At 61.7% G+C, this 23561-nt stretch carries 21 protein-coding genes and 1 pseudogene; 8 read left to right on the top strand and 14 right to left on the bottom strand.

What is annotated here, in order from left to right:
• Window positions 1-100 precede the first annotated feature (100 nt).
• Window positions 101-421 carry a phosphoribosyl-ATP diphosphatase gene (locus QEZ49_RS14320; protein WP_157066782.1) on the top strand — a complete coding sequence of 107 codons (321 nt, stop codon included), beginning with the start codon at window positions 101-103 and terminating at the stop codon, window positions 419-421.
• A 41-nt stretch (window positions 422-462) separates the two neighbouring features.
• Window positions 463-1419, top strand: a complete 957-nt coding sequence (coaA, locus tag QEZ49_RS14325; RefSeq protein ID WP_068462987.1) for a type I pantothenate kinase — start codon at window positions 463-465, stop codon at window positions 1417-1419.
• Window positions 1420-1580: 161 nt separating this feature from the next.
• On the opposite strand, the gene QEZ49_RS14330 is transcribed toward coaA, so the two are convergent.
• The 5 genes from QEZ49_RS14330 to leuS all read right to left on the bottom strand — a co-directional run bounded on the left by QEZ49_RS14330 (window position 1581) and on the right by leuS (window position 8256).
• Complete coding sequence (locus QEZ49_RS14330) at window positions 1581-2087, bottom strand: hypothetical protein (protein ID WP_280387918.1); 507 nt, start codon at window positions 2085-2087, stop codon at window positions 1581-1583.
• A 463-nt stretch (window positions 2088-2550) separates the two neighbouring features.
• A complete protein-coding gene (locus QEZ49_RS14335) occupies window positions 2551-3552 on the bottom strand; it encodes an adenosine kinase (RefSeq protein ID WP_280387920.1) in 1002 nt (333 codons plus the stop codon).
• A gap of 84 nt (window positions 3553-3636) precedes the next feature.
• On the bottom strand, window positions 3637-4689 hold the full coding sequence (gene holA, locus QEZ49_RS14340; protein ID WP_280387922.1) for a DNA polymerase III subunit delta: 1053 nt from the start codon (window positions 4687-4689) through the stop codon (window positions 3637-3639).
• Between the two features lie 359 nt (window positions 4690-5048).
• A complete protein-coding gene (locus tag QEZ49_RS14345) occupies window positions 5049-5528 on the bottom strand; it encodes a hypothetical protein (RefSeq protein WP_280387924.1) in 480 nt (159 codons plus the stop codon).
• A gap of 103 nt (window positions 5529-5631) precedes the next feature.
• Window positions 5632-8256 (bottom strand): leucine--tRNA ligase, encoded by a 2625-nt coding sequence (gene leuS, locus QEZ49_RS14350; protein ID WP_280387926.1) that lies wholly within the window; start codon window positions 8254-8256, stop codon window positions 5632-5634.
• 79 nt (window positions 8257-8335) lie between these two features.
• Here leuS and QEZ49_RS14355 point away from each other — a divergent pair.
• Window positions 8336-9024, top strand: a pseudogene (locus QEZ49_RS14355) (YggS family pyridoxal phosphate-dependent enzyme).
• 158 nt (window positions 9025-9182) lie between these two features.
• Window positions 9183-9443: a hypothetical protein gene (locus tag QEZ49_RS14360; protein ID WP_280387928.1), complete on the top strand. Its 261-nt coding sequence runs from the start codon at window positions 9183-9185 to the stop codon at window positions 9441-9443.
• 529 nt (window positions 9444-9972) lie between these two features.
• Here QEZ49_RS14360 and QEZ49_RS14365 read toward each other — a convergent pair.
• From QEZ49_RS14365 to QEZ49_RS14390, 6 genes are all read right to left on the bottom strand, one after another.
• A complete protein-coding gene (locus QEZ49_RS14365) occupies window positions 9973-11646 on the bottom strand; it encodes a type II toxin-antitoxin system HipA family toxin (protein ID WP_280387930.1) in 1674 nt (557 codons plus the stop codon).
• 2 nt (window positions 11647-11648) lie between these two features.
• Window positions 11649-12101 carry a hypothetical protein gene (locus tag QEZ49_RS14370; RefSeq protein ID WP_280387932.1) on the bottom strand — a complete coding sequence of 151 codons (453 nt, stop codon included), beginning with the start codon at window positions 12099-12101 and terminating at the stop codon, window positions 11649-11651.
• Window positions 12102-12411: 310 nt separating this feature from the next.
• Window positions 12412-12933, bottom strand: a complete 522-nt coding sequence (locus tag QEZ49_RS14375; protein WP_280387934.1) for a hypothetical protein — start codon at window positions 12931-12933, stop codon at window positions 12412-12414.
• Between the two features lie 221 nt (window positions 12934-13154).
• Window positions 13155-13574 carry a metallopeptidase family protein gene (locus QEZ49_RS14380; RefSeq protein WP_280387935.1) on the bottom strand — a complete coding sequence of 140 codons (420 nt, stop codon included), beginning with the start codon at window positions 13572-13574 and terminating at the stop codon, window positions 13155-13157.
• Entirely contained in the window at window positions 13571-14371 is an 801-nt protein-coding gene (locus QEZ49_RS14385; RefSeq protein ID WP_280387937.1) for a class I SAM-dependent methyltransferase, read from the bottom strand. The genes QEZ49_RS14380 and QEZ49_RS14385 overlap by 4 nt, the downstream gene beginning before the upstream one ends.
• 39 nt (window positions 14372-14410) lie before the next feature.
• Window positions 14411-15337 (bottom strand): LysR family transcriptional regulator, encoded by a 927-nt coding sequence (locus tag QEZ49_RS14390; RefSeq protein ID WP_280387939.1) that lies wholly within the window; start codon window positions 15335-15337, stop codon window positions 14411-14413.
• Window positions 15338-15456: 119 nt separating this feature from the next.
• On the opposite strand from QEZ49_RS14390, the gene QEZ49_RS14395 reads away from it, so the two are divergent.
• On the top strand, window positions 15457-15726 hold the full coding sequence (locus QEZ49_RS14395; protein WP_280387941.1) for a hypothetical protein: 270 nt from the start codon (window positions 15457-15459) through the stop codon (window positions 15724-15726).
• A 140-nt stretch (window positions 15727-15866) separates the two neighbouring features.
• Here the strand turns inward: QEZ49_RS14395 and leuC are convergent, their stop codons facing one another.
• Window positions 15867-17273, bottom strand: coding sequence for a 3-isopropylmalate dehydratase large subunit (gene leuC / locus QEZ49_RS14400; RefSeq protein ID WP_280387942.1), 1407 nt, complete (start codon window positions 17271-17273; stop codon window positions 15867-15869).
• A gap of 336 nt (window positions 17274-17609) precedes the next feature.
• Window positions 17610-18500, bottom strand: a complete 891-nt coding sequence (locus tag QEZ49_RS14405; RefSeq protein ID WP_280387944.1) for a LysR family transcriptional regulator — start codon at window positions 18498-18500, stop codon at window positions 17610-17612.
• A gap of 195 nt (window positions 18501-18695) precedes the next feature.
• On the opposite strand from QEZ49_RS14405, the gene QEZ49_RS14410 reads away from it, so the two are divergent.
• On the top strand, window positions 18696-19562 hold the full coding sequence (locus tag QEZ49_RS14410) for a hypothetical protein (RefSeq protein WP_280387946.1): 867 nt from the start codon (window positions 18696-18698) through the stop codon (window positions 19560-19562).
• Between the two features lie 136 nt (window positions 19563-19698).
• Here the strand turns inward: QEZ49_RS14410 and trxB are convergent, their stop codons facing one another.
• A complete protein-coding gene (gene trxB, locus QEZ49_RS14415; RefSeq protein ID WP_280387948.1) occupies window positions 19699-20670 on the bottom strand; it encodes a thioredoxin-disulfide reductase in 972 nt (323 codons plus the stop codon).
• A gap of 232 nt (window positions 20671-20902) precedes the next feature.
• Between trxB and QEZ49_RS14420 the strand changes: the two genes are divergently transcribed.
• Together QEZ49_RS14420 and QEZ49_RS14425 are read left to right on the top strand one after the other, a co-directional pair.
• Window positions 20903-22000: a hypothetical protein gene (locus QEZ49_RS14420; protein ID WP_280387950.1), complete on the top strand. Its 1098-nt coding sequence runs from the start codon at window positions 20903-20905 to the stop codon at window positions 21998-22000.
• A 95-nt stretch (window positions 22001-22095) separates the two neighbouring features.
• Window positions 22096-23490 (top strand): MFS transporter, encoded by a 1395-nt coding sequence (locus QEZ49_RS14425; RefSeq protein ID WP_280387952.1) that lies wholly within the window; start codon window positions 22096-22098, stop codon window positions 23488-23490.
• Window positions 23491-23561 lie beyond the last annotated feature (71 nt).

Here is a 23561-nt window from a genome sequence, read left to right on the forward strand (position 1 = left end):
ACAAAAGGGCGCGAACCACTTGACGTGGCCGCGCCCTTGTTGCATTTCGCCGACAGGATAACCCATTGCGTCCGTTGAGGATTGCCCCATGAGCGGCTCAATGAGCGATGTGCTGCAGCAACTTGCAGCAACGATCAGCGCCCGCCGCTCTGCGGATTCGGGCAGTTCCTACACGCGCCAGCTTCTGGACGCGGGGCCGCAGCGGTGCGCCAAAAAGCTTGGCGAGGAAGCGGTTGAGGTCGTCATTGCGGCCACGTCGGAATCCGACGATGCGCTGAAAGGCGAAGCCGCCGACCTGCTCTATCATCTGCTGGTTCTGCTGGAATCCCGCAACGTCGCCATCGCCGACGTGCTTGCCGTTCTGGCCAACCGTCAGGGCATTTCTGGCCTCCAGGAGAAGGCGGGACGAGCAAGCAGCTGAGCGCTCGCATCAGTCGCTTGCGCGCGTGCCGAACCCAGCCCATGCACAACGCCGGCAAAATCGAATTCTCACCCTACCGCGTGTTCAACCGCGAGGAGTGGGCGCGCCTGCGTGCCGATACGCCGATGACGCTGAAGGAGAGCGAGCTGGAGCAGCTCTCCGGTCTGATCGAAGAGCTGTCCGTCGAAGAGGTCGAGCAGATCTATCTGCCGCTGTCGCGCCTGCTGAACCTTTACGTCGCCGCCTCACAGCAGCTCGATGCCGTCTCATCCAAGTTTTTGGGTCGCACCACCGACGGCAAAGCGCCGTTCATCATCGGTGTCAGTGGATCGGTTGCGGTCGGCAAAAGCACCACCGCGCGCGTGCTGAAGGCGTTGCTGGCCCGCTGGCCGGATCATCGCCGCGTCGAGCAGATCACCACCGACGGTTTTCTGCTGCCCAACGCCGAGCTGGAGCGGCGCGGCCTGATGGACCGCAAGGGCTTCCCGGAGAGCTTCGATAGCGCGCGCCTTCTGAACTTCCTCGCCAGCGTGAAAGCGGGCGTGAGGTACGTCGAGGCTCCGGTCTATTCGCACTTCCATTATGACATCCTGCCCGATCAGAAGGTCGTCATCGAAAGCCCGGACATTCTGATCGTCGAGGGGCTGAATGTTCTGCAGCCCGCACGCCTGCCACGCGGCGGCGAGGCCATTCCGTTCGTCTCGGATTTCTTCGATTTCTCGATCTATATCGATGCCGATCCGGCGATAATCGGCGAATGGTATGCCGCACGTTTCATGCGTCTGCGCAGCACGGCTTTCCGCGATCCCGGTGCCTATTTCCATAAGTACGCCAGCCTTACGCCGGAAGCCGCACTTGAGCGCGCCAATCAGATCTGGCGCAGCATCAATCTGAAGAACCTGGAAGAAAACATTCTGCCCACGCGCCAGCGCGCGCGTCTCATTCTGCGCAAAGCGGCCGATCATCACGTCGAGTCGGTGGCGCTGCGCAAGCTGTGACGCAACGCTGTTGTCGCCTGCTGTAGTTGACGCCGCGTCCGGCTCAGACAATCACCACATCGCTGACCATGCCGCGCATCCGATACCCCATAAAAAAGGACCGCCTGGGGAGACGGTCCTAAAGGTAACGCTCTATTCGCTCTAGGTGCAGGGAATGCCGCTCAATGCTGATGCGGCGGTTGCGGTTCTCGCAGCGTCGATGCCGCGATGTTCGAAGCCCAGGAGGCGCTGAAAGCGGGCTGGGTATTTTGAACCGCCTGTTGTTGCGGACGAAGTGGGCTCAACACTGTCCGCAGCTCTATCGCCATTTGAAATGCTCTGGGTCCGGTCACCTGGCCAGATGCACGGCCAAAGGTGTGGTGCGTTGCTGACAGCGGCGGCCGCAGCAACCCCGGAGCAGCTCGGGTGGCGATAGTCTCATCGGGCAGCGTGCTCAACGCCGCCTGAAGCTTGTTGCGCAGGATTTCAAACCGGCGCGCGCGACGATGCAGGGCTGCACGGGAAATCGTGCGCCGGCATGCATCGAGGAATGTTCTGTTGTCAGGGATGATCCGGTGCAGAGGGATCGGCTGGGACGCTGCCTGCCCGTCGCGGGCGTTGCGCTGGCCCCTGTTCCACGTGTCCGCTGCTGGCAAGCTGCCCGCCGTGCGCGTGAAACACTTCTGCATTGTCAGCTTGCAATCGGTCATATCGATTTTGATCGACCCATATCGCCCGGAACAGATCTCTTTTGCGATAATGCTGGAAAGTCAGAGGATTGCCAGAGCCAATGAAACCAGTCTGGAAAGATTGAGGCGCAATCGGCTGCAATTGTGGCGCAAATGCCAACACGCATTGTATGTCGCGCCGTCCTTTTAGGTAGCGCTGGCGACCGTGCTCCGCCCAGCCGGCCGCCAGCGCTGATTGGTGCGTGCTGCCCCGCTCGCCTCCCGCACCGTCATCCCGACGCAGGTCGGGATCCACGCCACTTCTTATAGCGCTCGGCGACTCCCGTTCCGGGAGCCGGCCGCCGAGCGAAAACGAAAGCGGCGCCCATCGTTATGATGGACGCCGCTGATTGTCATGTTGGTCGGGTGGGATCGCCCCTTGCGGGCATCGGGCCAATGCGGGCCCCCCTGCTCTCAGTCATCCTCAGTCGGCGATCAGCCCTTCCTGCTTGGCGATCACGGAAAGCGCGCGCTCCGGCCGGGCGCCGATATGGCTGATCACTTCCGATGCCGCGAGGCTGCCCAGACGTCCGCAGTCCGATAGCTTCAGCCCGCGCGTGTAGCCATAGAGGAAGCCCGCCGCGTAGAGGTCGCCGGCGCCGGTGGCATCCACCACCTTCTCAACCTTCATCGGCCGCACTTCCACGGTGTCAGAGCCGGTCACGATCAGCGAACCCGCTTCCGAGCGCGTCAGCACCGCGATCTCGCATTCGCCGCGTACCGCAGCCACTGCTTCATCGAAGCTGTTCACTTCGTAAAGCGCGGTGATCTCGGTCTCGTTGGCGAACAGGATATCGATGCCGTCCTTCACCAGACGGCGGAAGTCGGCGCGATGGCGATCGACGCAGAAGGCGTCCGACAGCGACAGCGCGGTCTTGCGGCCTGCCTTCGCGGCAATTTCCGCAGCCTTGTAAAAAGCTTCCTTCGCCTCGGGCTTATCGAACAGATAGCCTTCAAGGTAGGTCACCTTCGAAGCCTCGATCAGCGCTGGATCGACTTCGGCGGCGCTTAGCTCAGTGCTGGCGCCCAGGAAGGTGTTCATCGTGCGCTCGCCATCCGGTGTCACCAGGATGAGGCACACGGCCGTGGGCAGACCGCTGACCGCAGGCCCGGTCTCGAAGGCAACGCCAGCGGAGCGGACATCATGCCAGAACACCTTGCCGAACTGATCATCTGCAACTCGGCCGATGAACGCCGCGCGACCGCCAAACGAGGCCAGGCCCGCAACCGTGTTTGCCGCCGAGCCACCGGAGCGTTCAATCGACGGTCCCATCAGCGCATAGAGTCGATCGGCTTCATGGGCATCGATGAGCCGCATGAAACCCTTGGTCAGATCCTGCTTTGACAGAAAATCGTCGTCACAGCGTCCGATGATGTCGACAATAGCATTGCCGATGCCGACAACGTCGTAGCGTGTCTCTTGCATGCGTCCCCCAAGTGTCTGGATCGGGCGCACTATAGGGCCGTGGCCGCGTCCGACAAGCCGTAGCGGCAACTTGACCGAAAAAGTTTAGTGACGATGGGCAGTTAAGGGTCGCGTCGGCGCTCCGGGACGCGCCGTGGCGGCGAGAAACAGCAGCAGTTCCTCTGCTATCGCCTCTTCCAGCGACGAGGAAAGCCGCGCCGACCTGGCCGTCTTGGCGGTGCGCGCGAGTGCTGCGGTCAGCCGTTCGGAGTTCCACAACCGGCATTGCAGTCCAAGCGCGCCCTTCTGCTTGAAATGCACCGGCGGACGCTGCTGGCGAATGGCGTCGTCGAAGCTGGCGCCGGCATCAATCTGCGTGCGAATGCGATGTAGCCGCTGCAGATGGCGTTGCACGGCCAGAATGATCATCTGCGCGCTTTCGCCCGCCGCCATCGCCCGCGAAAACTCCGCCATGGCGGTTGCGGCGTCGCCGGAAACAGCGGCGTTCAGCGTGCGGTCGATCGCCATTTCCGAGGCATCGCCCACCACCGCTTCGATATCGGCGGCCTCGATTTCCCCCCGGCCCGCAGCATAAAGCGCCAGCTTCTCTATTTCGCCACGGGAAAGTGCGCGGTCCGCACCCATGCGGGCCAGCAGCATTTCGCGCGCGTCCGAGGTGATGGCAAGGCCGTGCGCCTTCAGCGTTTCGCGGATCAGGCCCTCCAGATCCGCCGCTTCGTCGCCATAGCAGGCAACAGCAGCCGCATGGGGCGATTTCTCGAACAGCGCACGCATCGCGTCGGTGGGCTTCAGGTTGCCTGCTTCCACGATGAGATTGGCAGCCAGTGCGCCTTCGGCCAGCAACGGCTGCAGGCTTGCCGCGTTGATGCGCCGGCCCGCAGTGGCCCGCACAACCTTGGAGCCGCCAAACATCGGAATGGTTTGCAGCTCAACAATCAGACGGTCGGGATCGTTGTCGAGATCGGCGTCGTCCAGCCGGATGATTTCGCCCTGATCGCGCTTAGCAAATAGCTTTGCAAGCTGTGCCGCGCGCTCGGAAACAAGCCCGGCGTCCGTGCCATAGAACAGCACGGCCGGAACTTTAGGCCCTGGCGGATTGAGGAAGGACTGAGCTTGATGGGCCTTGATGGCGACCATGGGCACCGCACTAACGATTTGCGTCCGACGAAGTACGTCAGAACTTCAAAGGCCTTCTAGCGCATTTCAGTGTTTGATTGAACGCATCGTCAGCTGCCGAGCCATCTTGTCGGCGACGGATTCTTACGCGCTCGGCGGCCGGCTCTCCGCAGGAGAGTCGCCGAGCGCCAACTAAAGCCGGCGTGGTTCCCGATCTACGTCGGGATGACGGCGCAGGAGGTACCGCGGTGCACCACGCACCAATCAGCGCTGGCGGCCGGCTGTGCGGAGCGCAGTCGCCAGCGTAACAAATAATCACGGCCGGCTCTCCGCAGGAGAGTCGCCGAGCGCCACTACAACCAGCGCCACTAAAACTTCAATCAGGCGTTGCCGGACAGGAAGGCCGCGACGCGGCCCTTAAGCTCGTCACCGACGGTCTTGGCGGCGCGATTTTCAGCATCGACGCGTGCGCGGGTGTTGGCGAATACGCTCTCGAAGCGCTGGAATGCAGCACGGCCGAAGCTCTGTCCCTGCAGTGCCACCGAATTGTCGGCGAGACGGACAAGGCGGAACGTCGTGTTGAGATTGTAGACGCTGCCTGAGGAGTTGCCGTCCACCTGCACCAGCGTGGGCGTGATCGATTCCTGGATCACGACTTCAAGCCGATAAACCGGCTGGGCCTGATGACCACCGCCGGTCGACTGATAGATCAGCTCGTTGCGCAGGCGCTGACCAACGCGCCCCGGAATGGGCGCGATCTCAAGTTCAGCAAGTCTCTCGTTGACTTCCGGGCCGCCGGTGATGGCGCTGGAAGCGTACATCGGACGGAATCCGGTATCGCCGCAGGCTGTCAGCAGCATGGATGCCGCAGCACACGCCAACGCAACCCGGATCATCCCTCGGTGGCTAGCGGCCCACATCGCCCGCCCCTCGCGCTACGGCGTCAGTCGACAAAATTAGGCATCAGCCGACGACATTTACAATTTTCTGCGGCACAACGATGACCTTCTTGACCGGACGGCCTTCGAGCGCGCGCTGCACCGTCTCCAACTGGAGAGCCGCAGCCTCGATCTCAGCCTTGTCGGCCGTTCTGGCAATCGCAAGTTCGTCCCGCCGCTTGCCATTCACCTGTACGGCAATGACGATCGTATCGTCAACGAGCAACGCCGGGTCGGCCTCGGGCCACGCCTTATTGGCCAGCAGTGTGTTGTATCCAAGTCGCGCCCAGCTTTCTTCCGCCAGATGCGGCATCATCGGGCCGATCATCTGCACCATAAATTCCAGTGCCTCGCGCTGCGCCCAGGCCATGTCGGCGCCGGTCTTTGTCAGCGCAGAGCCGAGAACGTTCGCGAATTCATAGATTTGAGCGACGGCCACGTTGAAGCGCAGGCCTTCGATGGAGCTGGCAACCTGCGTCAGCGCCTTGTGGCTCGCCCGGCGCAGCGCCACTGCGTCAGCACCCATTTCAGACGGTTGCGGCGCACCCTTTTCCGCAACCTTCTCGGCACCCTGATCGACCAGGCGCCAGATGCGCTGCACGAACCGGCGTGCGCCATCGACGCCCACATCGGTGTAGGTGACATCGCGTTCCGGTGGGCTGTCCGATAGCACGAACCAGCGCGCAACGTCGGCGCCATAACGGGTGACGAACTCGTCGAGGTCGATGGTGTTCTTACGCGACTTCGACATCTTCTCGATCGGGCCGATCGTAACCGGCTCGCCGGTCGCGATCTCGACCGCCTTGCGGGCGGAACCCTCGCCATCGATCCGCACCTGGCCGGGCTGCAGCCAGCCGCCGTGGCGAGACTTGTAGGTCTCGTGCGTGACCATGCCCTGCGTGAACAGCGCGGCGAACGGCTCGCGGGTGTTGTCCGCCAGCTTCAGATGGCCGGTGTCGCACAGCGCGCGGGTGAAGAAGCGCGAATACAGCAGATGCAGGATCGCATGCTCGATACCGCCGATGTACTGATCAACCGACATCCAGTAGGCCGCCGCGTCCTTGTCGACCGGCGTTTTCGCGTGCGGAGCGGTGAAGCGCACGAAATACCACGATGAATCGACAAACGTGTCCATCGTGTCGGTTTCGCGCCGCGCCTTGCCACCGCACGAGGGGCAGGTCGTGTGCTTCCAGGTCGGGTGGCGGTCCAGTGGATTGCCCGGCTTGTCGAAGGTTGCATCCTTCGGCAGCTCCACCGGCAGATCCTTGTCCGGCACCGGAACGATGCCGCAGGTCTCGCAATGGACGACCGGGATCGGACAGCCCCAATAGCGCTGACGCGAAACACCCCAGTCGCGCAGACGGTAGTTCACCTTGCGCGTGCCCGTGGCCTTGCCTGCCAGCTTGGCCTGCTCCAGCCGCTTGGCAACTTCGGCAAACGCCTCTTCGGTCGTCATGCCGTCGAGGAACGATGAATTGATCATCGTGCCGTCTTCGTCATAGGCCTTGTCGGTGATCTCGAACCTCGCCGCGTCCTTGCCCGGCGGCAGGATCACCGGCTTGAACGGCAGACCATATTTGCGAGCAAAATCAAGGTCGCGCTGGTCGCCGGAGGGGCAACCGAAGATCGCGCCGGTGCCATAGTCCATCAGCACGAAGTTGGCGACGTAGACCGGCAGCGTCCAGCTGTCATCCAGCGGATGCACCGCGCGGATGCCGGTGTCGAAGCCCTGCTTCTCAGCCGTTTCGAGATCCGCGACGGAGGTGCCCATGCGGCGGCATTCCTCGCAGAACGCCTCAAGCTTCGGATTGTTAGCCGCTGCTGCCTTGGCCAGCGGATGGTCCGCCGATACCGCCAGGAACGAAGCGCCGAACAGCGTGTCGGGGCGCGTGGTGTAAACCTCAACCTCGCCGTGGTTCTCAGGCGCCGTCGCCCCATCCAGCGCAAACCGCACCAGCATGCCTTCCGAACGGCCGATCCAGTTCGCCTGCATCAGGCGCACCTTCTCCGGCCATTTGTCGAGCGCGTTCAGCGCATCGAGCAGTTCGTCGGCGTAGGCGGTGATCTTGAAGAACCACTGCGTTAGCTCGCGCTGCTCCACCAGCGCGCCGGAGCGCCAGCCGCGGCCATCGATCACCTGCTCGTTGGCCAGCACGGTGTGATCCACCGGATCCCAGTTGACCTTCGAGGACTTGCGATACGCCAGCCCCTTCTTGAGCATGTCCAGGAACAGCTTCTGCTGATGCTGGTAGTAATCCGGCGAGCAGGTCGCGATCTCGCGTGACCAGTCCAGCGAAAAGCCCATCGACTTCAGCTGCCGGCGCATGGTGGCGATGTTCTCGTAGGTCCACTCAGCCGGATGCACCTTGCGTTCCATGGCGGCGTTTTCGGCCGGCATGCCGAATGCGTCCCAGCCCATGGGGTGCAGCACATTGAAGCCCTTCGCGCGCTTGTAGCGTGCGAACACGTCGCCCATGGTGTACTTGCGCGAGTGGCCAACATGGATGCGCCCCGAAGGATACGGGAACATCTCAAGCACGTAGCACTTGGGCAGGCCTTCCTTTTCGGAGGCGCGGAAGATGCCTTCCTTGTCCCAGGCTTCCTGCCAGTGTTTCTCACGCGCGGGCGCGTCGTAGCTCTGATTGGCCATACGGCATCAAACTTTCAGGATTTAGCAGCTTTGAGCGGCGTAATGAGCCTTAAAGCATCATTGGGGTCAAGGCGGTCGGATGACACCTGAGGCTGAAATACAAAAAGGACCGGTCGCAAGACTGGCGGAAATCGAGGCGGAAATCGCCGCCGCGGCTGAGGAAGCGGGCCGAAAGCCTGCGGATGTGCAGCTTATAGCGGTGTCGAAAACGTTCGACGGTCCGGAAATCAAACCGGTTCTGGAGGCCGGTCAGCGCCGCTTCGGCGAAAACCGGGTGCAGGAGGCGGCTGGCAAATGGCCCGCGCTGCGGCAGCAGTTCCCCGATGTGGAGCTGCATCTCATCGGTCCGCTGCAATCTAATAAAACCCGTGAGGCGGTCGAGCTGTTCGATGCGATCCATTCCATCGATCGGCCCAAGATCGCGCGCGCCATCGCCGAGGAAATGACGAAGCAGGGCCGCAAGTTGAAGCTGTTTGTGCAGGTGAATACGGGCGAGGAAGCCCAGAAGGCCGGCGTTCCCGCCTCGCGAGCTGCCCGCACTGCTGGCGCTGTGCCGGGACGAGCTGGAGCTCACCATCGACGGCCTGATGTGCATTCCTCCCGTAGATGAGGAACCGGCCATCCACTTTGCTTTCCTCGCCAAGCTTGCGGTCGAGAATGGCGTCGCGGAGCTCTCCATGGGCATGAGCGACGACTTCGCTACTGCGGTCGCGTTCGGAGCCACCCAATGTGCGTGTCGGCAGCGCCATTTTCGGCGGGCGCAGCTGAAGCTCGCGGCACGGCCGAATCGGGCGGCGCGCCATCCGCAGCGTGCCGCCATCACGACTTCCAGAGTTTTCCATAGCGATTTCAGCGCACGCGCCGCGGTCATGCATATCCAATGCTAGGCTGCTGCAACCTGATTCGCATGAAGCCGGAGGCCGATGATGACCGCAGCCGCAGCCCGCGCAGAGGCTCGCGCCAATACCGCCGCCGCCAACGCCGCAGCGGCGGATGCAGCGGCTGACGCCCGCGCGGAAGTCGTGACGAAAGTGCCCGGCGTCTCTGAGGCAACAGCCGCTAGGGCGACGCGCAACGGTTACTATCATTTCATGGTCGATGTCTGGATCACCGAACTTCAATGCGATCGAGTTCGGCGTCTACAAGCACACGCGCAATCGCGCCAAGTCGCGCCAGTTCACCACTGACATGGGGACATCTTCGCCGAGGTGACCAGAAGGCGGTGGAGCGCACCGGCCTGATCGGCTATCGCGAAGAAACCTGGAAGAAAGCTCAGACCAAAGACAAGCGTCTCGTGTTCGAAGATGTTCACCGATACGCTGAACTGGCGCGCAACGATGGATCTGATGCTCGGGCGATCGATGCAGCAGACGATCGCGGCGCGTGGAACGCCGGTGATGGTCTATGCCATCAACACCGATCGCGACGATTTCGTTGTTTATCTGGAGCGGTCAGCTAACAAGTGGCCGTTCATGCCCGAGCACTTCGGCTTCTTTATTCCGGGGCCTGATGGTCAGCCGGTGTTCTATCGCTTGAAGCGTCACTTCATCAACCTGGGCGGCGATTACACGCTTTACGACGAGCACGACAACAAGGTCGGCATGGTCGACGGCAAGGTGTTTTCAATCGGCGGCAAATGGAAGTGCAAGGTGCGCATCGAGCATGCCGATCGCCGTCTTTTGACAGTGCTGCAGATGTTCGCTGCGATGCAGGTTTTCAATGGCGAAAGCCGCCGTTACCTGCGCCGTCTGTGGCGCATGGTGCGCCGTGGCAAGACCGCCATCGTGCTCGATCCGCAGGAGCTGGATCTCTACAAGAACCCTCGCCGCCTGCGTTAGCGCCTTTTTGTTGCGCTCGGCGACTGCCCTCCGGACAGCCGGCCGCCGAGCGCGCAACGTCATCCCGACGCAGGTCGGAATCCACACCAGCTTCCGCATGCGCTAGCCGCATTGATTTCACGCATATATCGTGGCGCGATGTGATGCGTGCATCAGGCGCGCGCCGCTTTTGCTTTGATACGCGGCGTGGTTTGGCCGTTGTCGCTTTCTTCTTCGGAGCGGCCTTTTTCTTCGCTTTGGTTGCCGGCGCGGGCTTCGATCTGGCCGTTGTAGCTTCCGGCTCCGCCCCAGTCGCATCCGCCAGCCCGTGCAACAGCGCGCGGGCCCGCCCCTCGATCGCCTCTGAAACCTGCGTCATCAGCGGATGCGCACCCGCTGGCATTGCTTCGACTTCGGCCGCTGCATTGCGCGTTTCGGCCAGCGCGCCCTTCGCCAGTGCTTCAACGCGCGCCAGCAGGCGCGGCGCGTTCAGACCAACATCGGCTGCAAACCGCTGCCAGTGACGGCGCTTCAAATGTTCGCCGCGATTTTTGCCGGCGATCTTCTGGGCCATGTTACGCGTTACGTGATCCCACGCCAGCGCGCACGTGACGTCGTAAATCGGCGCCAGTTTGAAACCGCGGCCGGAGATCATCATCGAATAGTTCTTGGCGTGCGCGTCGGTGTTGCACGACAGCACGTTGAAAATCACGTAGTCGAGCAGGTTGATGATATCCGGCGCTTGCATCGCATTACGAGTCGTTGCGAACATTTCAGCCAGCGTCGGGCCGGGGATGCCGGTCTGGTTCGATTCATATTTTGCTGACGGCGGTTTGCCGAGCGCCTGGCAAAAATCCTCTTGATGCAGCCGCCGCCAGTGGCCCTGCTGCTCCACGCGGTCATAGCGCTTCACCAGCAGATAGGTGCGCCGCCCCGCTGCTCCGGTGGTTATCTCCGGTGCGTTGAGGCCAAGACGCTTCGCCAGCGCAAGGCACAGCGCTTCGTTCTGAACGCCGCCGTAGAGCCGCTCTGCGTCCGGCTTCATGATCCAGGTTGAAGGCGCGCCGTTGATCGGTATGCAGATGCGGCCTTCGGCATCGATGGCAACGCCGATCTTGGTCTGCACGCCGGCGAGCGACATGGAGACGCCGTCTTCACCCACGAGGAATGGCTTCGATGGCAGCTCGTCGAGGATTTTCTCAAGCTCGCGTTCGCTTCCAATCGGCTTCCAACCGTGTGTGCTGCGCGTGCCGGGTTGTCCGATGGAAAGTGCGCCTGCGGTGTCGCGTCCAAGCTCGGCCAGAATCCCGATCACGTCTTCAGGTGCAGCGCCGAGTTGCAGACCGATCGCGCGCAGTTGCGATGATTCAGGCAACAGATTGGCAGCCCACGGCAGAAAGCGCCGTGGCGGCACGGGACGCGGCGTCGACGGCATCAGCAGCGACACCGGAAAGGCGCCGCGCGTGGTCAGCCATTCCGGCGCGTAACTGAAGCTCGGCCCGTCCGCATGCACCGAGATGGTGCCGACGACGCGGCTCTCATAGTAGACGTTGAGTTCATGCACGCTTGCCATCCTCAAGGCTCCGGCAGGTCGTCAATGTCGTCAGGCAGGAACGGCGTTTCGTCATCCGCAATCACGCTCATCAGGTCGAAGGGGCGTAGGCCCACGGCGGCAGCAACAACGAGCGAGCGGCCGAGCTGGCACGAAGCCTTGCCTGCCTCCAGTTCAAGGATGAAGCGTCGGCCGACGCCGGTCGCCAAGGCCAGATCGTCCTGACGCATCCGCAGTGCCTCGCGCCGTTCGCGCACCATGGCGCCGAAACGCCGGGCCTGTTCGCCCGCAGCATTTTCGATCTCGGAGCGGGGCGTTAAATCGGCAGCGGGTTCGTGCGGCTGATAGGACCGCTGCGGTGCTTCATGGAGAGCTGGCGCCGACACAACAGCGGCAGCGGGCGGCGCCGAGGTCCCTGTAGCCGAAGCCGGTGGCCGTCGGCGCGACGACCGCGCTGAGTTTGTTGTTCGGGCCATGGCGGTCATCCTTGATGCAAATGTTCCCGATCGGGAAGTTATTGCGGGAATCACGCGTTACATCACGTGCACGTTCCCGAACGGGAACATACGGTCTGATCTGCCCCATTTCAGGCACCAATATTCCCGATCGGGAACACGAGGGGCGGAGATGGCTGATCTCAGGTGCAAAGTACCCGATCGGTAACATTCGCGTCGTCTAACGCCTGAGTAGCCAAAATGTGCGTGCTCGGGAACATGGCGCATAAACGGCCATAAACGATGCGTTGACGGTCCGGAAACACGCCTGCCGATTTAGGTCAGCGCTGGATCAGCGAATGCCGAATTCGGAGAAGCACTGGCGCATGTATTCGCAGCGGTGCGAGCCGGAAAAATGCATGGCGTCGCCCTTGGCCGGCGAGATGAACGAGCAGATTTCCTCAACGCCGCCGGGCGACAGCCAACCCTGACGGCGGCCGCGCTGAACGGCGAAGCAATCGGCGGTTTCCTCGTCCGGCCCGCGGAACTGATGGCCGCATTCGTGCGAGTAGATCCACAGCTTCACCGGCGTTGAAACGCGCGCCAGCAGCCGCATGTTCATGATGAGAAAGCCGGGATATGCGGCGCCGTAATCGTCGAGATTGTTGTCGATCACGGTTGGTCTGCGTCCGCAGTAGAGCTTAATGCCATCCAGCACGAATTCGCCATACGGAACGATGGTCGCCTGCCCGCCCGTGTGCGCGACGTATTCTTCAGGCGTCGGCGTGCGCGGATCGGCGAAGGCCAGCGACGGTATCATCGCGAGCGCAGCTAAACCCAAAGCCAGACGGCGCAAGCCGTGGCGGATCAACATCGGCAAACTCGTTAATGTTCCAGCCTCGAATATGCTCAACATGGCGGTGTTTAGTCGGCGACACAAGTGCGCGCGTGAGCACCGCTTAATGTGGCTGCGGATCAGCTCGCGACAATCAGCGCGAGTGATCGACCATGAATACACTTGGGCGTGCGTGCAGTCGGACATAACGGACGCATGTCGGCAGCCGCATCGTCTTCGCTGTGGCATTCACAATTGAGTTACGAGCCGCCGGCCGCGGCTTCGATGCGGGCCATGTCGTCATCGGAAAAACCGAAGTGATGGCCAACTTCATGCACCAGAACGTGCGTTATGAGATCGCCTAGCGTCTCACCGGATTCGGCCCACTCGTCGAGCAGAGGGCGACGGTAGAGAAACACCATGTCCGGCTGCGATGGCACGTCCAGCACGCTTTTCCGGTCGAGGCTGACGCCGTGATAAAGCCCCAGCAACCCTAGCGAATCTTCGATCTCTAAGGCGTCGAGCACCTCGTCGGTAGGATAGTCTTCGATGCGAATGATGAGATCGCCAGCGCGTGAGCGGAAGGCATCCGGCAGGCGATCCCATGCGAGGGCCGCCATCTCTTCGAACTCCGCCAGCCCCGGTGCAACTGCGTATCGCCAATCCATCCCGAACGTCATGCCGGTTCAGGCTTGCGAGCGACGATGATAGCCTCCTGCAGTGTGAACAGGCGCTCGTCGTTTTCTGTTCTGGGGCGCAGAAAATCTATCAGTAGATTGTTTTCGAGCATGGTCTCTAGTTCGTCGACCGTATCGACATCGCAGCGCATGCGCTTGATCCACGGCTCGAATACGATGTCCTGATCCAGCACCTCAAAGAGCGGCTGCTCAAAGCCGGTTTCATTCAGTACAGACAACCATTCGTTGAGACCAAAGCAACGGACGTGGCTTGGATCGCGCAGCTTTTCATAGGCGTTATAGATCTCCGCCATCTCGGCAATCTGCTCCGCGGTTCTATCGGGCAGTAGGCGGGCATCGGGGCCGACGTTGTCAGCGATTGCAAGCGCTCCACCGGGTTTCAGCACCCGCCAAGCCTCACGAACGAACTGCGGGATGTCGTCGAAATGGTGAGCCGCTAGCCGACAGGTGACAAGGTCAAAGGCGTCATCATCGAACGGGAGCGTTGCGGCGTCGGCCTTGGTGGTGGCGACATTCAGCAGAGCGCGTGCGGCTGCCAGCTTGCGCGTCTCGGCCAGCATCTCGTCGGTGATATCCGAAGCAAACACCTGCGCCACAAGTGGGGCAAACGCCAGCGCAGTGTGGCCGGCCCCGGTCGCGACGTCCAAAGCCTTCCAGTTCGGCATCGGAGAGGTGAGAGCAACCAGACGCGCCAGACCTGCTCCGCTGGCATGAACGGAGGAAGTGGCGTAGCTGGCGGCGGAGGCCCCAAATTGGGTTTCAACGAGCGATTTCGTCATGCGCGATCCCGGTTCCACCGGTTTCACCTAGCATCGCAGTCAGGGGGGCGTCGACCCATCATTGCCATCATTCTGTGCTGCGGCGGTGACGATCTGGCGCCGGTTGCCGTACCTGCTCTCGAATTCCTGCCGTACAAACGCTGCAAATTCATTGGCAACCGGCAGACGTCCGCTTCGGCGCACATGCATGTTGATGCAGAATGGTGGTAACGGCGGCAACCCTTCGCCGGTTTCATACACCGCCAATCCGGGTGGCACTGTCGATAGCAGCATCGGTGCAATGGCGACGTCCGCGAACAGCGTGGCCTTGATTGCATCGAGCACGGTAGCTTCGCACACGGGGCGCCAGTCGCGTCCGACTGTGGCCAGCGCAGCGACGGCCGAAGCGCGGAATGCGCAACTTGGGCTGCCGAACGAAACCGGCAACGGCGTGCGAAAGCGAGCCTGCCCGCCCGGCGCGCCGATCCATACCAGCGGATCGCATAGCAGCAGCTCGGCTTCCGGCGGTACATCGGGTTCGGTGGAAAGCGCGATGTCGAGCTCGCCGTCCTTCAGTGAAGCCAGCAAGTCGGCGGTGATGCCGGCAATGAGCGTGACGCGAACGCGTGGCCAGGCGCGATCGAAGCGGCGCAGAACCGGCGGGATGTTGGGCTCGACGACATCGTGGGGCACGCCAACCCGCACTTCACCCTCATAGTGAGGCTTGCTCATCATGCCCCACAGCGTGTCGTTCATGGTCAGCATCGCTTGCGCGCTGGAGAGCAGGCGTTCGCCGGCCGCGCTGGTGCGCAAAGTCCGGTTCGAACGGTCGAACAGCTCCACTCCAAACAGCTCTTCAAGCCGCTTGATCTGCTGGCTGACGGCCGCCTGGGTGAGATTCACAAGGTTCGCGGCGCGGGTCACGCTTCTGGTTTCAACCACCGCAACGAAGGCGCGTAGCAACCCGACATCGATATTCCGCGACATGGCCGACCTCATAAAGGATCGTGATGTCGTCCATCATAAACATTCGTTTTGTTTATGGAAGGTCAATGCCTACATTCGAAGGCAGATGCACTTGGCTCTTTTTGGGAGGAGAGTGACAAATGGCTGAAAAAGGAGAGGAAGCACTGAGCAGAAACGCAGCCGGCCCTCGAACCGTACCGCGCCGGACGGCCTCGGGCTTTGCCAAGCTGCTTGCGTTTATCGAACGGGCCAATCGGGTGGCCCGGGAGCGCAAAGCTTTGATGCGCCTCGACGATAACGCCCTGAAAGACTTTGGCGCATCGCGAGCCGATGCATGGCACGAGGGCGAAAAACCCTGGTGGGATCTCCCCCGCAACGGAGCGAGATCGCGAGGCGGCTTAGTCGAATAACGGGCGCCGGAGCCTGACTAAAGGAGCGGGTCGGGCTCCGGAACATAACAGGCCAGTGTGCAGTCGATGGCTTCGGACCACCTCACGGTCCGAAGCCATTTTTTATTGCGCGCGCCGCTTCGTCTAGGGCGCGGACGGGATCACGCCTTCCAGTCGCGCACGTCTACGAAGTGGCCTTCAATGGCTGCTGCAGCGGCCATTGTGGGCGAAAGCAGATGGGTGCGTTCAAGGCGGCCCTGACGGCCCTCGAAGTTGCGGTTTGAGGTGGACGCGCAGCGCTGGCCCGGCTTGAGCTGATCGGGGTTCATGCCCAGGCACATGGAGCAACCCGGCTCGCGCCATTCAAATCCGGCATCCAGGAAGATCTTGTCCAGCCCCTCGGCTTCAGCCTGTGCTTTCACCAGACCGGAACCGGGCACGATCATCGCATAGGCGAGACGCTCGGAGATTTTCTTGCCCTCGACAATGCGGGCAACCGCGCGCAGGTCTTCGATGCGGCCGTTGGTGCACGAGCCGATCCACACCACGTCGAGCGGGATGTCGGTCATGCGGGTGCCCGGTGTCAGGCCCATATAGTCCAGCGCGCGCTGCATGGAAGCACGCTTGTTTTCGTTATCGACCTTGGCTGGATCGGGAACGAGACCGGCAACCGAGATCACATCTTCCGGGCTGGTGCCCCAGGTAACGATGGGCGGCAGCTTGTTGGCGTCGAGCTTGATCTCGGCGTCGAAATACGCGCCCTCATCGGAGTGCAGCGTTTCCCAGTAGCGCAGCGCCATGTCCCAGGCAGCGCCTTTCGGAGCTTTCGGGCGGCCCTTGATGAACTCGTAGGTCGTCTGGTCCGGCGCGATCATGCCCGCGCGAGCACCGCCCTCAATCGACATATTGCAGATCGTCATGCGGCCTTCCATCGACAGCGAGCGCACGGCTTCGCCCGCATACTCGATGACGTGGCCAGTGCCGCCCGCGGTGCCGATCTCACCGATGATGGCGAGGATGATGTCCTTGGCGGTAACGCCAGCCGGCAGTTTGCCGTCGACGGAAACGCGCATGTTCTTGGCCTTGCGCTGGATCAGCGTCTGGGTGGCCAGAACATGTTCGACCTCGGACGTGCCGATGCCGTGCGCCAGCGCGCCAAATGCGCCGTGCGTGGAGGTGTGGCTGTCACCGCAAACAATGGTGGTGCCCGGCAGCGTGAAGCCCTGCTCCGGTCCGACCACGTGCACGATGCCCTGACGCACATCGAGCTCGTTGTAGTACTCGATGCCGAAGTCACGCGCGTTGGAAGCCAGCGTTTCAACCTGAATGCGGCTGTCTTCGTCGTCGATGCCCTTCGAACGGTCGGACGTCGGCACGTTGTGATCCACAACCGCCAGCGTCTTCTCCGGAGCGTGCACCTTGCGGCCGGACATGCGCAGGCCTTCGAATGCCTGCGGGCTCGTCACCTCGTGAACAAGGTGGCGGTCGATATAAAGGAGGCACGTGCCGTCATCCTGGCGCTCGACCACGTGATCGTCGAAGATCTTGTCGTAGAGTGTCTTTGCCATGCCAACTTCCGTCGCGTTTGTGGGGCCTCTAGAGCCAATCAGCGCCAGCAAAGCAGCCGGCGCGGCGCCAAAATCCACCGCATTGCTTTGCCCTTCCACCATGCGGATGAGCCGAGCAAAAGGTGGATGGGTGCTTCTTAGCCGCCGATATCCAAGAAACTGTCCCGTTTAGATAGCTTCTAGCCTTGGAGACTGCAATCGCCTCCTCGTCGCGGCTTTCGTAGAATTCCAGCCAGCTAGAGTGCTTCCGGAAAAGTGGGAACCGGTTTTCCGACAAGAAGCACGACAAACAGACAGCTAGAGCCGCTCCGCGATTCAACGAAACGCTGAAAGGCTTTAGCCACGCGACTGTCGCGCCTGCCCGACAAGGAAGTCTCGCAGCACCTGCACCTTTTTGGAGGCTTTCAGTTCTTCGGGGTAAACAAACAGGATCGGCAGGGTTGGGGGCTCAATCTCGGTGAGGACCGGCACCAGATCGCCCCCCTCCTCAGACATGTAATCCGGGATCATGCCGACGCCGAGCCCGGCTCGAATGGCTTCGCGCAGAGCCACGACGCTGTTGGCGCGGAAGGCGGGCTCGCGCGGCTCGCGGCTGCCACGCCCGGCGGTTTCGATCCACGAGATGGCGGCCAGATGCTGCGCCGGCTGGCCGCTGTATGAGACGATGTCGTGCTCGTCCAGCTCTTCCAGGGTTTTCGGCGCGCCGAAGCGCTGTACGTATTGCGCCGATGCAAACGCCCGCACCCGGCTGGTGAACAGCATGCGGCGGATGAGGTCCGATTGCGGCGGTTCACGCGTCCAGATGGCGACGTCGGCGGCCCGCATGCCGATGTCGACCTGGTCGTCGTTTAGATGCAACTCGATGCGGATCTCGGGATAATGATCGCGGAATTCACGCAGCCGCTGCGTCAGCCAGATGGTGCCGAAACCGACCGGGGCCGTGATGCGCAGCTCGCCCGAAGGCTTGGACGTCGTGTCCGACAGCAGCGTCTCGGCCGTGTGCAGCCGGTTGATTACGTCGGAAGTTGTCTGGTGCAGCAGTTCGCCCTGCTCCGTCAGTACAAGTCCGCGCGCATGGCGATGGAACAGCGTCACCTTAAGGTCGCGCTCCAGCGCCGACACCTGGCGGCTAACGGCTGACTGGCTCATGTGCAACGCTTCGCCAGCGTGCGTGAAGCTGCCAGCCTCGGCCGCGGCGTGGAAAATCCTGAGCTTGTCCCAATCCATTTCGACAGGGCCCCGTTGTGCCGCCTGAATTGGCGCTGAATCTATCGCGACAGGTCACACCGAAAAGGTAATGTGACGCGCTGCGCATCGTGGTGCGGCGCAACTTAGACGACTACTCACGTGAAGGGTAGGGTGACGGCCAATCACCGCCTATATATGGCTCGGACCGATAAAAAAGCATGTTGGAGGATGACGATGAGATCAGGCGCACCAGCGTTGGCTGCTTTGGCGGCAACGGCCATTTTCGCGGCGGCGCAGGCCGAACCGACGTTGCTGTGGGAGACCAAGGGTTTCTCGACGCCGGAATCCGTGCTGGCCGTGCCCGCGGAAGGCTTCGCCTACGTCAGCAACGTGGCCGGCAATCCGCTGGACAAGGACGGCAACGGCTTCATCTCCAAGGTGTCGCTTGCGGACGGAAAAATCATTGCGCGCAAATGGGCTGAAGGGCTGAACGCGCCGAAAGGCATGGCGCTGTCGAATGGCAAGCTGTTCGTTTCGGACGTCGACAAGCTGGTTGAGATCGATCCGGCTACCGGCAAGATCACGGCTTCGCATGAAGTCGCCGACCCAGGCTTCCTCAATGACGTTGCCGCCGATGCCAAGGGCAATGTCTACATGACGGACAGCAATACCAGCAGCATCTGGCGCCTTGCGGACGGCAAGCTTGAGAAGTGGGTTGATGGCGCCGAGCTGAAATATCCCAACGGCGTTTTCGTCGAGGGTGACAGCATCATCGTTGCGCCGTGGGGGCCTCCTGGCACCACCGGCAAGCCCGCCGAACCGGCTGGGCTGCTGAAGCTTTCGATCGCCGACAAGAAGATTGAAGCGCTGGGTGACGGCACACCGGTGGGCAACCTCGACGGCATCGAAGCGGACGGCGACGACTACCTCGTTTCGGATTGGGTTGCTGGCAAGGTGTTCCGCATCGCGAAGTCCGGCAAGGCCGAGCTGCTGCTCGATCTGGGTCAGGGCGCGGCGGACATCGGTTATGATCCTGCCAGCAAAACGCTGCTGGTGCCAATGATGAAGGACGATCTGGTCCGCGCCTACAAGGTGCAGTGAACTGATTGTCGAAGGTTGGGCATGCGCAATTTGCGTGTGCCCGCCGCTCTCTAGCTTTAGAAACGCAAAACGCGGCTCGCCTTTATCTGGTGAGCCGCGTTTTTTGTTCGTCTTCGGTTTTAGCGCGGACACAACTTCACGCGACCGCCTCTGAAGCAGCTTCGATTTCCAGCGTCGCCAGATAGCGCTCCGTTTCAAGCGCAGCCATGCAGCCCATGGCGGCGGCGGTGACGGCCTGCCGGTAAACCTCGTCCTTGACGTCACCGGCCGCATAGACGCCCGGAATGCTGGTGGCGGTGGAATCCGGCCGGGTGATGATGTAGCCCGAGCGCGTCAGCTCCAACTGGCCCTTGAACAGTTCCGTCGCTGGAGCGTGACCAATGGCAATGAACACGCCATCGGCGGGGCGCTCGGTGATTTTGCCGGTGTGCACATTCTTCAATTTCACGCCGGTGACCGACTTTGGATCGAGCGTGCCGGTGATCTCTTCCAGCTCATGATCCCAGACAACTTCGATCTTGGGATTTTTCGCCAGCCGTTCCTGCAGGATCTTCTCGGCGCGGAAGTGATCGCGACGATGCACCACCGTCACGCGCTTGGCGAAGTTGGTGAGGAAGATGGCTTCTTCGACCGCGGTATTACCACCGCCGACCACCACCACTTCCTTGTCGCGATAGAAGAAGCCATCGCACGTGGCGCAGGCCGAAACGCCATAGCCCTGGAACGTCTGCTCGGATTCAATGCCAAGCCAGCGCGCCTGTGCACCGGTGCAGATGATGAGCACGTCGCAGGTGTAGTTCTCGCCGGAATCGCCTTCGAGGAAGTATGGACGCACGTTCAGATCAACCTTGACGATCTGGTCCATGACAATTTCGGTGCCGACATGCTCCGCCTGCGCGCGCATCTGCTCCATCAGCCAGGGACCCTGGATGACATCGGCGAAGCCGGGATAATTCTCGACGTCTGTCGTGATGGTGAGCTGGCCGCCCGGCTGCGAGCCTTCGATAAGCAGCGGCTTCAGCATGGCGCGGGAAGCGTAGATCGCGGCCGTGTAGCCCGCTGGTCCCGAACCTAGGATCAGCACTTTTGAATGCCTGGCGTTGGCCATCATACCCTCCTGCGCCCGGAGCGTTCTGCCGGGGTCCGTTTAGATTGGGCTGGAGATAGCCCCCTGCAAGGCGGGAGGTCAATGTGTTCCGGGCGCATCGCTCGGTCGCTATAATGCGCTGTTGCAACACGTATAAGCCGTTCCGGGCAAAGTTCGTTTCGCAGCTGTGTTGTCGGCCCGTGCTCAGCTGCGATAGCTTCGCGCCGGGAAGCTGGCCGGCTAAGGTGGGATTATGCGTGCGATTTGGGGACGAGTGACGGGCGCGGTGTTTGGCGCGTTCGATAAGGCATGGACCAGCATCTGCTGGCCGCTGATCGGGTTTCTCAACCTGATCTTCCGCCCCGATCCTCAATCCGGCGATGTTTCCAGTTGGAAAGTGCTGCTGTGGCTGATTGCGAATGCCGCCGTGCTGAGTGCCGCCGTACTCGACCTTGGTGACAGGCCGCTGTTCTGGACGCTCATTTTCTTCCTCGGCGTCCACATCCTCATCATCATGTCCAGCCTGCGCATCATGCACGAAGAGCGTCGCGTGATGGAAGGTTCGCTCGCCGCCGACAAAATGACGTTCTCGGCGCTCGATGCGGTCAACAACGTGTCGATCCTCGCTTCATCGACCGCGTTTTACATCTTCGGCCTGGCGGCCCTTATACAGACTGTCGAGCGCGCGGGCCTGGCGCAAATCCTACGCAGCCGTCCGACGCTGCCGAATGAATACAGCGAATATCTCGCCTGCATCCTCAACGAGATCCCGATCGTCAACACGCTGTTGAACGCGTGGGCGAACCTCGCCAAGTTCTCCGACAATCTCAGCGCGCAGATCGTCTACAACGGGATGACGGGAAATGCGGTGCGCGTGTTCATCGTCGTCACGCTGTCCATCATCGTCATTCGCGCGTTTCTGTTGCGCTTCCAGCAGTGGAGCCATGAGGTTTCGATGGCCCATGCGCTGGAAAACGGCACCGTCAGCCCGGATGCGGTGAAGACGCGGCTCGTGCGCGTGCCGACGACGCTCAACAGCCATCTGATGAAAGCAGCGCTGACACATCCCGATACGGCGGTGCGTCGGCGGGCTCTCTCCGCCATGGCCCGGCTTGAGGTGCCGAACTTCGCGCGCGATTTCATCGACAAGCTTGGCAATCACATCGAACGCGATCTGGGGCTGGCGCACATCCGCGAAACACTGGCGTCGATGAACACAAGCGCGCGAGAGAGCATGGCGGGTGAGCTCACCGCTTCGATCGAAAAGCAGATGTCGACCATCAAGGACGCGATCGACATGCAGACGCGGCAGCGGCTGGAGGAATTGCGTTCCATGCTGCGTCGGGCGTGATGACGATCCGTTTCGGGTGTCGCCGACGGTGCCCCGATGCGAAACGAAATGAGTAAATCAATTTTGCGAATACAGTGATTTTCAGGGGGTGATGGATGGGCAGTCAGGCGGATGGAAGCAACGGGCCACCGCTTGAGGCGCATTCAACCCGGCAACCTGCCCCGGATATTGAAACCGCCGGTGATGGTGTTGCGGCTGCGCCAACCGGCCTCGCCGACACGGCACGGCGGCTCAAGGCCATCTTTGTCGGTTCGGCTGGCAATCTGGTCGAATGGTTCGATTTCTATGCCTATTCGGCATTCGCGCTCTATTTCGCCAAGTCATTCTTTCCGGATGAAAGCCAGACGGCGCAGCTGCTGAACGCCGCCGCGATTTTCGCCGTCGGCTTCCTTATGCGGCCGGTTGGCGGCTGGTTGTTCGGTCATGTGGCTGACAGGCACGGGCGGCGATTGGCGCTGACCGTGTCGGTGATGATGATGTGCTTCGGCTCGCTCATCATTGCCATCACGCCGACCTATGCGACCATCGGCGTTGCCGCGCCGATCATACTGCTGTTGGCGCGCTTGATTCAGGGCCTCAGCCTCGGCGGCGAATACGGTACCAGCGCAACCTATCTTTCCGAGATGGCGCATCCGGATCATCGCGGCTTCTATTCCAGCTTTCAGTATGTGACCCTGATTGGCGGCCAGTTGCTGGCGATGCTGGTGCTACTGACGCTGCAGAATCTGGTGCTGACGCCGGAGCAGCTTGAAGCGTGGGGCTGGCGTATTCCGTTCGCCATTGGCGCGCTGCTGGCAGTGGTGGTGTATTTCATGCGCCGCGATATGCACGAGAGCGATGCCTACCTTGCGGCCCGCGCTGCCGGGGTGAAGGAAAGTCCGCTGCGGGGTCTGATGCAGCACCCGCGTGAGGTGGCAATTGTTGTCGGCCTGACGCTGGGCGGCACGGTCGCGTTCTATACGTACACGACGTATATGCAGAAGTTCCTGGTCAACTCGGTCGGGCTTTCGAAAGATACCTCAACCATCATCGCGGCTTCGACGCTGTTCCTCTATATGTGCCTGCAGCCGGTGGTGGGAGCGATTTCCGACATCGTTGGGCGGCGGGCGGTGCTGCTGACCTTCGGTGTGCTGGGCACCCTGCTGACCGTGCCCATCCTGACCGCGCTGGAAAACACCCACAGCGCCTGGACCGCGTTTTTCCTCATCATGGCCGCGCTCGTCATCGTTAGCGGCTATACGGCAATTAACGCCGTGGTTAAGGCGGAGTTATTTCCGACCCGGGTGCGCGCGATGGGCGTTGGCCTGCCCTATGCGATCACGGTCGCGCTGTTCGGCGGCACGGCGGAATATGTGGCGCTCTATTTGAAGAGCATAGGCCATGAATCGGCGTTTTACTGGTACGTTTCGGCCTGTATCGGAGTGTCGCTGCTGGTCTATGCGGGCATGCGCGATACCCGGCGCCATTCCGCCATGGACCGGCACATTTGATGTCGCCGCTTGGCGAATGTCGCTGAGGTGCGGCGGCCGATGATCATGGCTGACTGCCAAGTTGTCGCGCG

The sequence above is a fragment of the Hyphomicrobium sp. D-2 genome, from assembly GCF_029872155.1.
GTDB lineage: Bacteria > Pseudomonadota > Alphaproteobacteria > Rhizobiales > Hyphomicrobiaceae > Hyphomicrobium_A.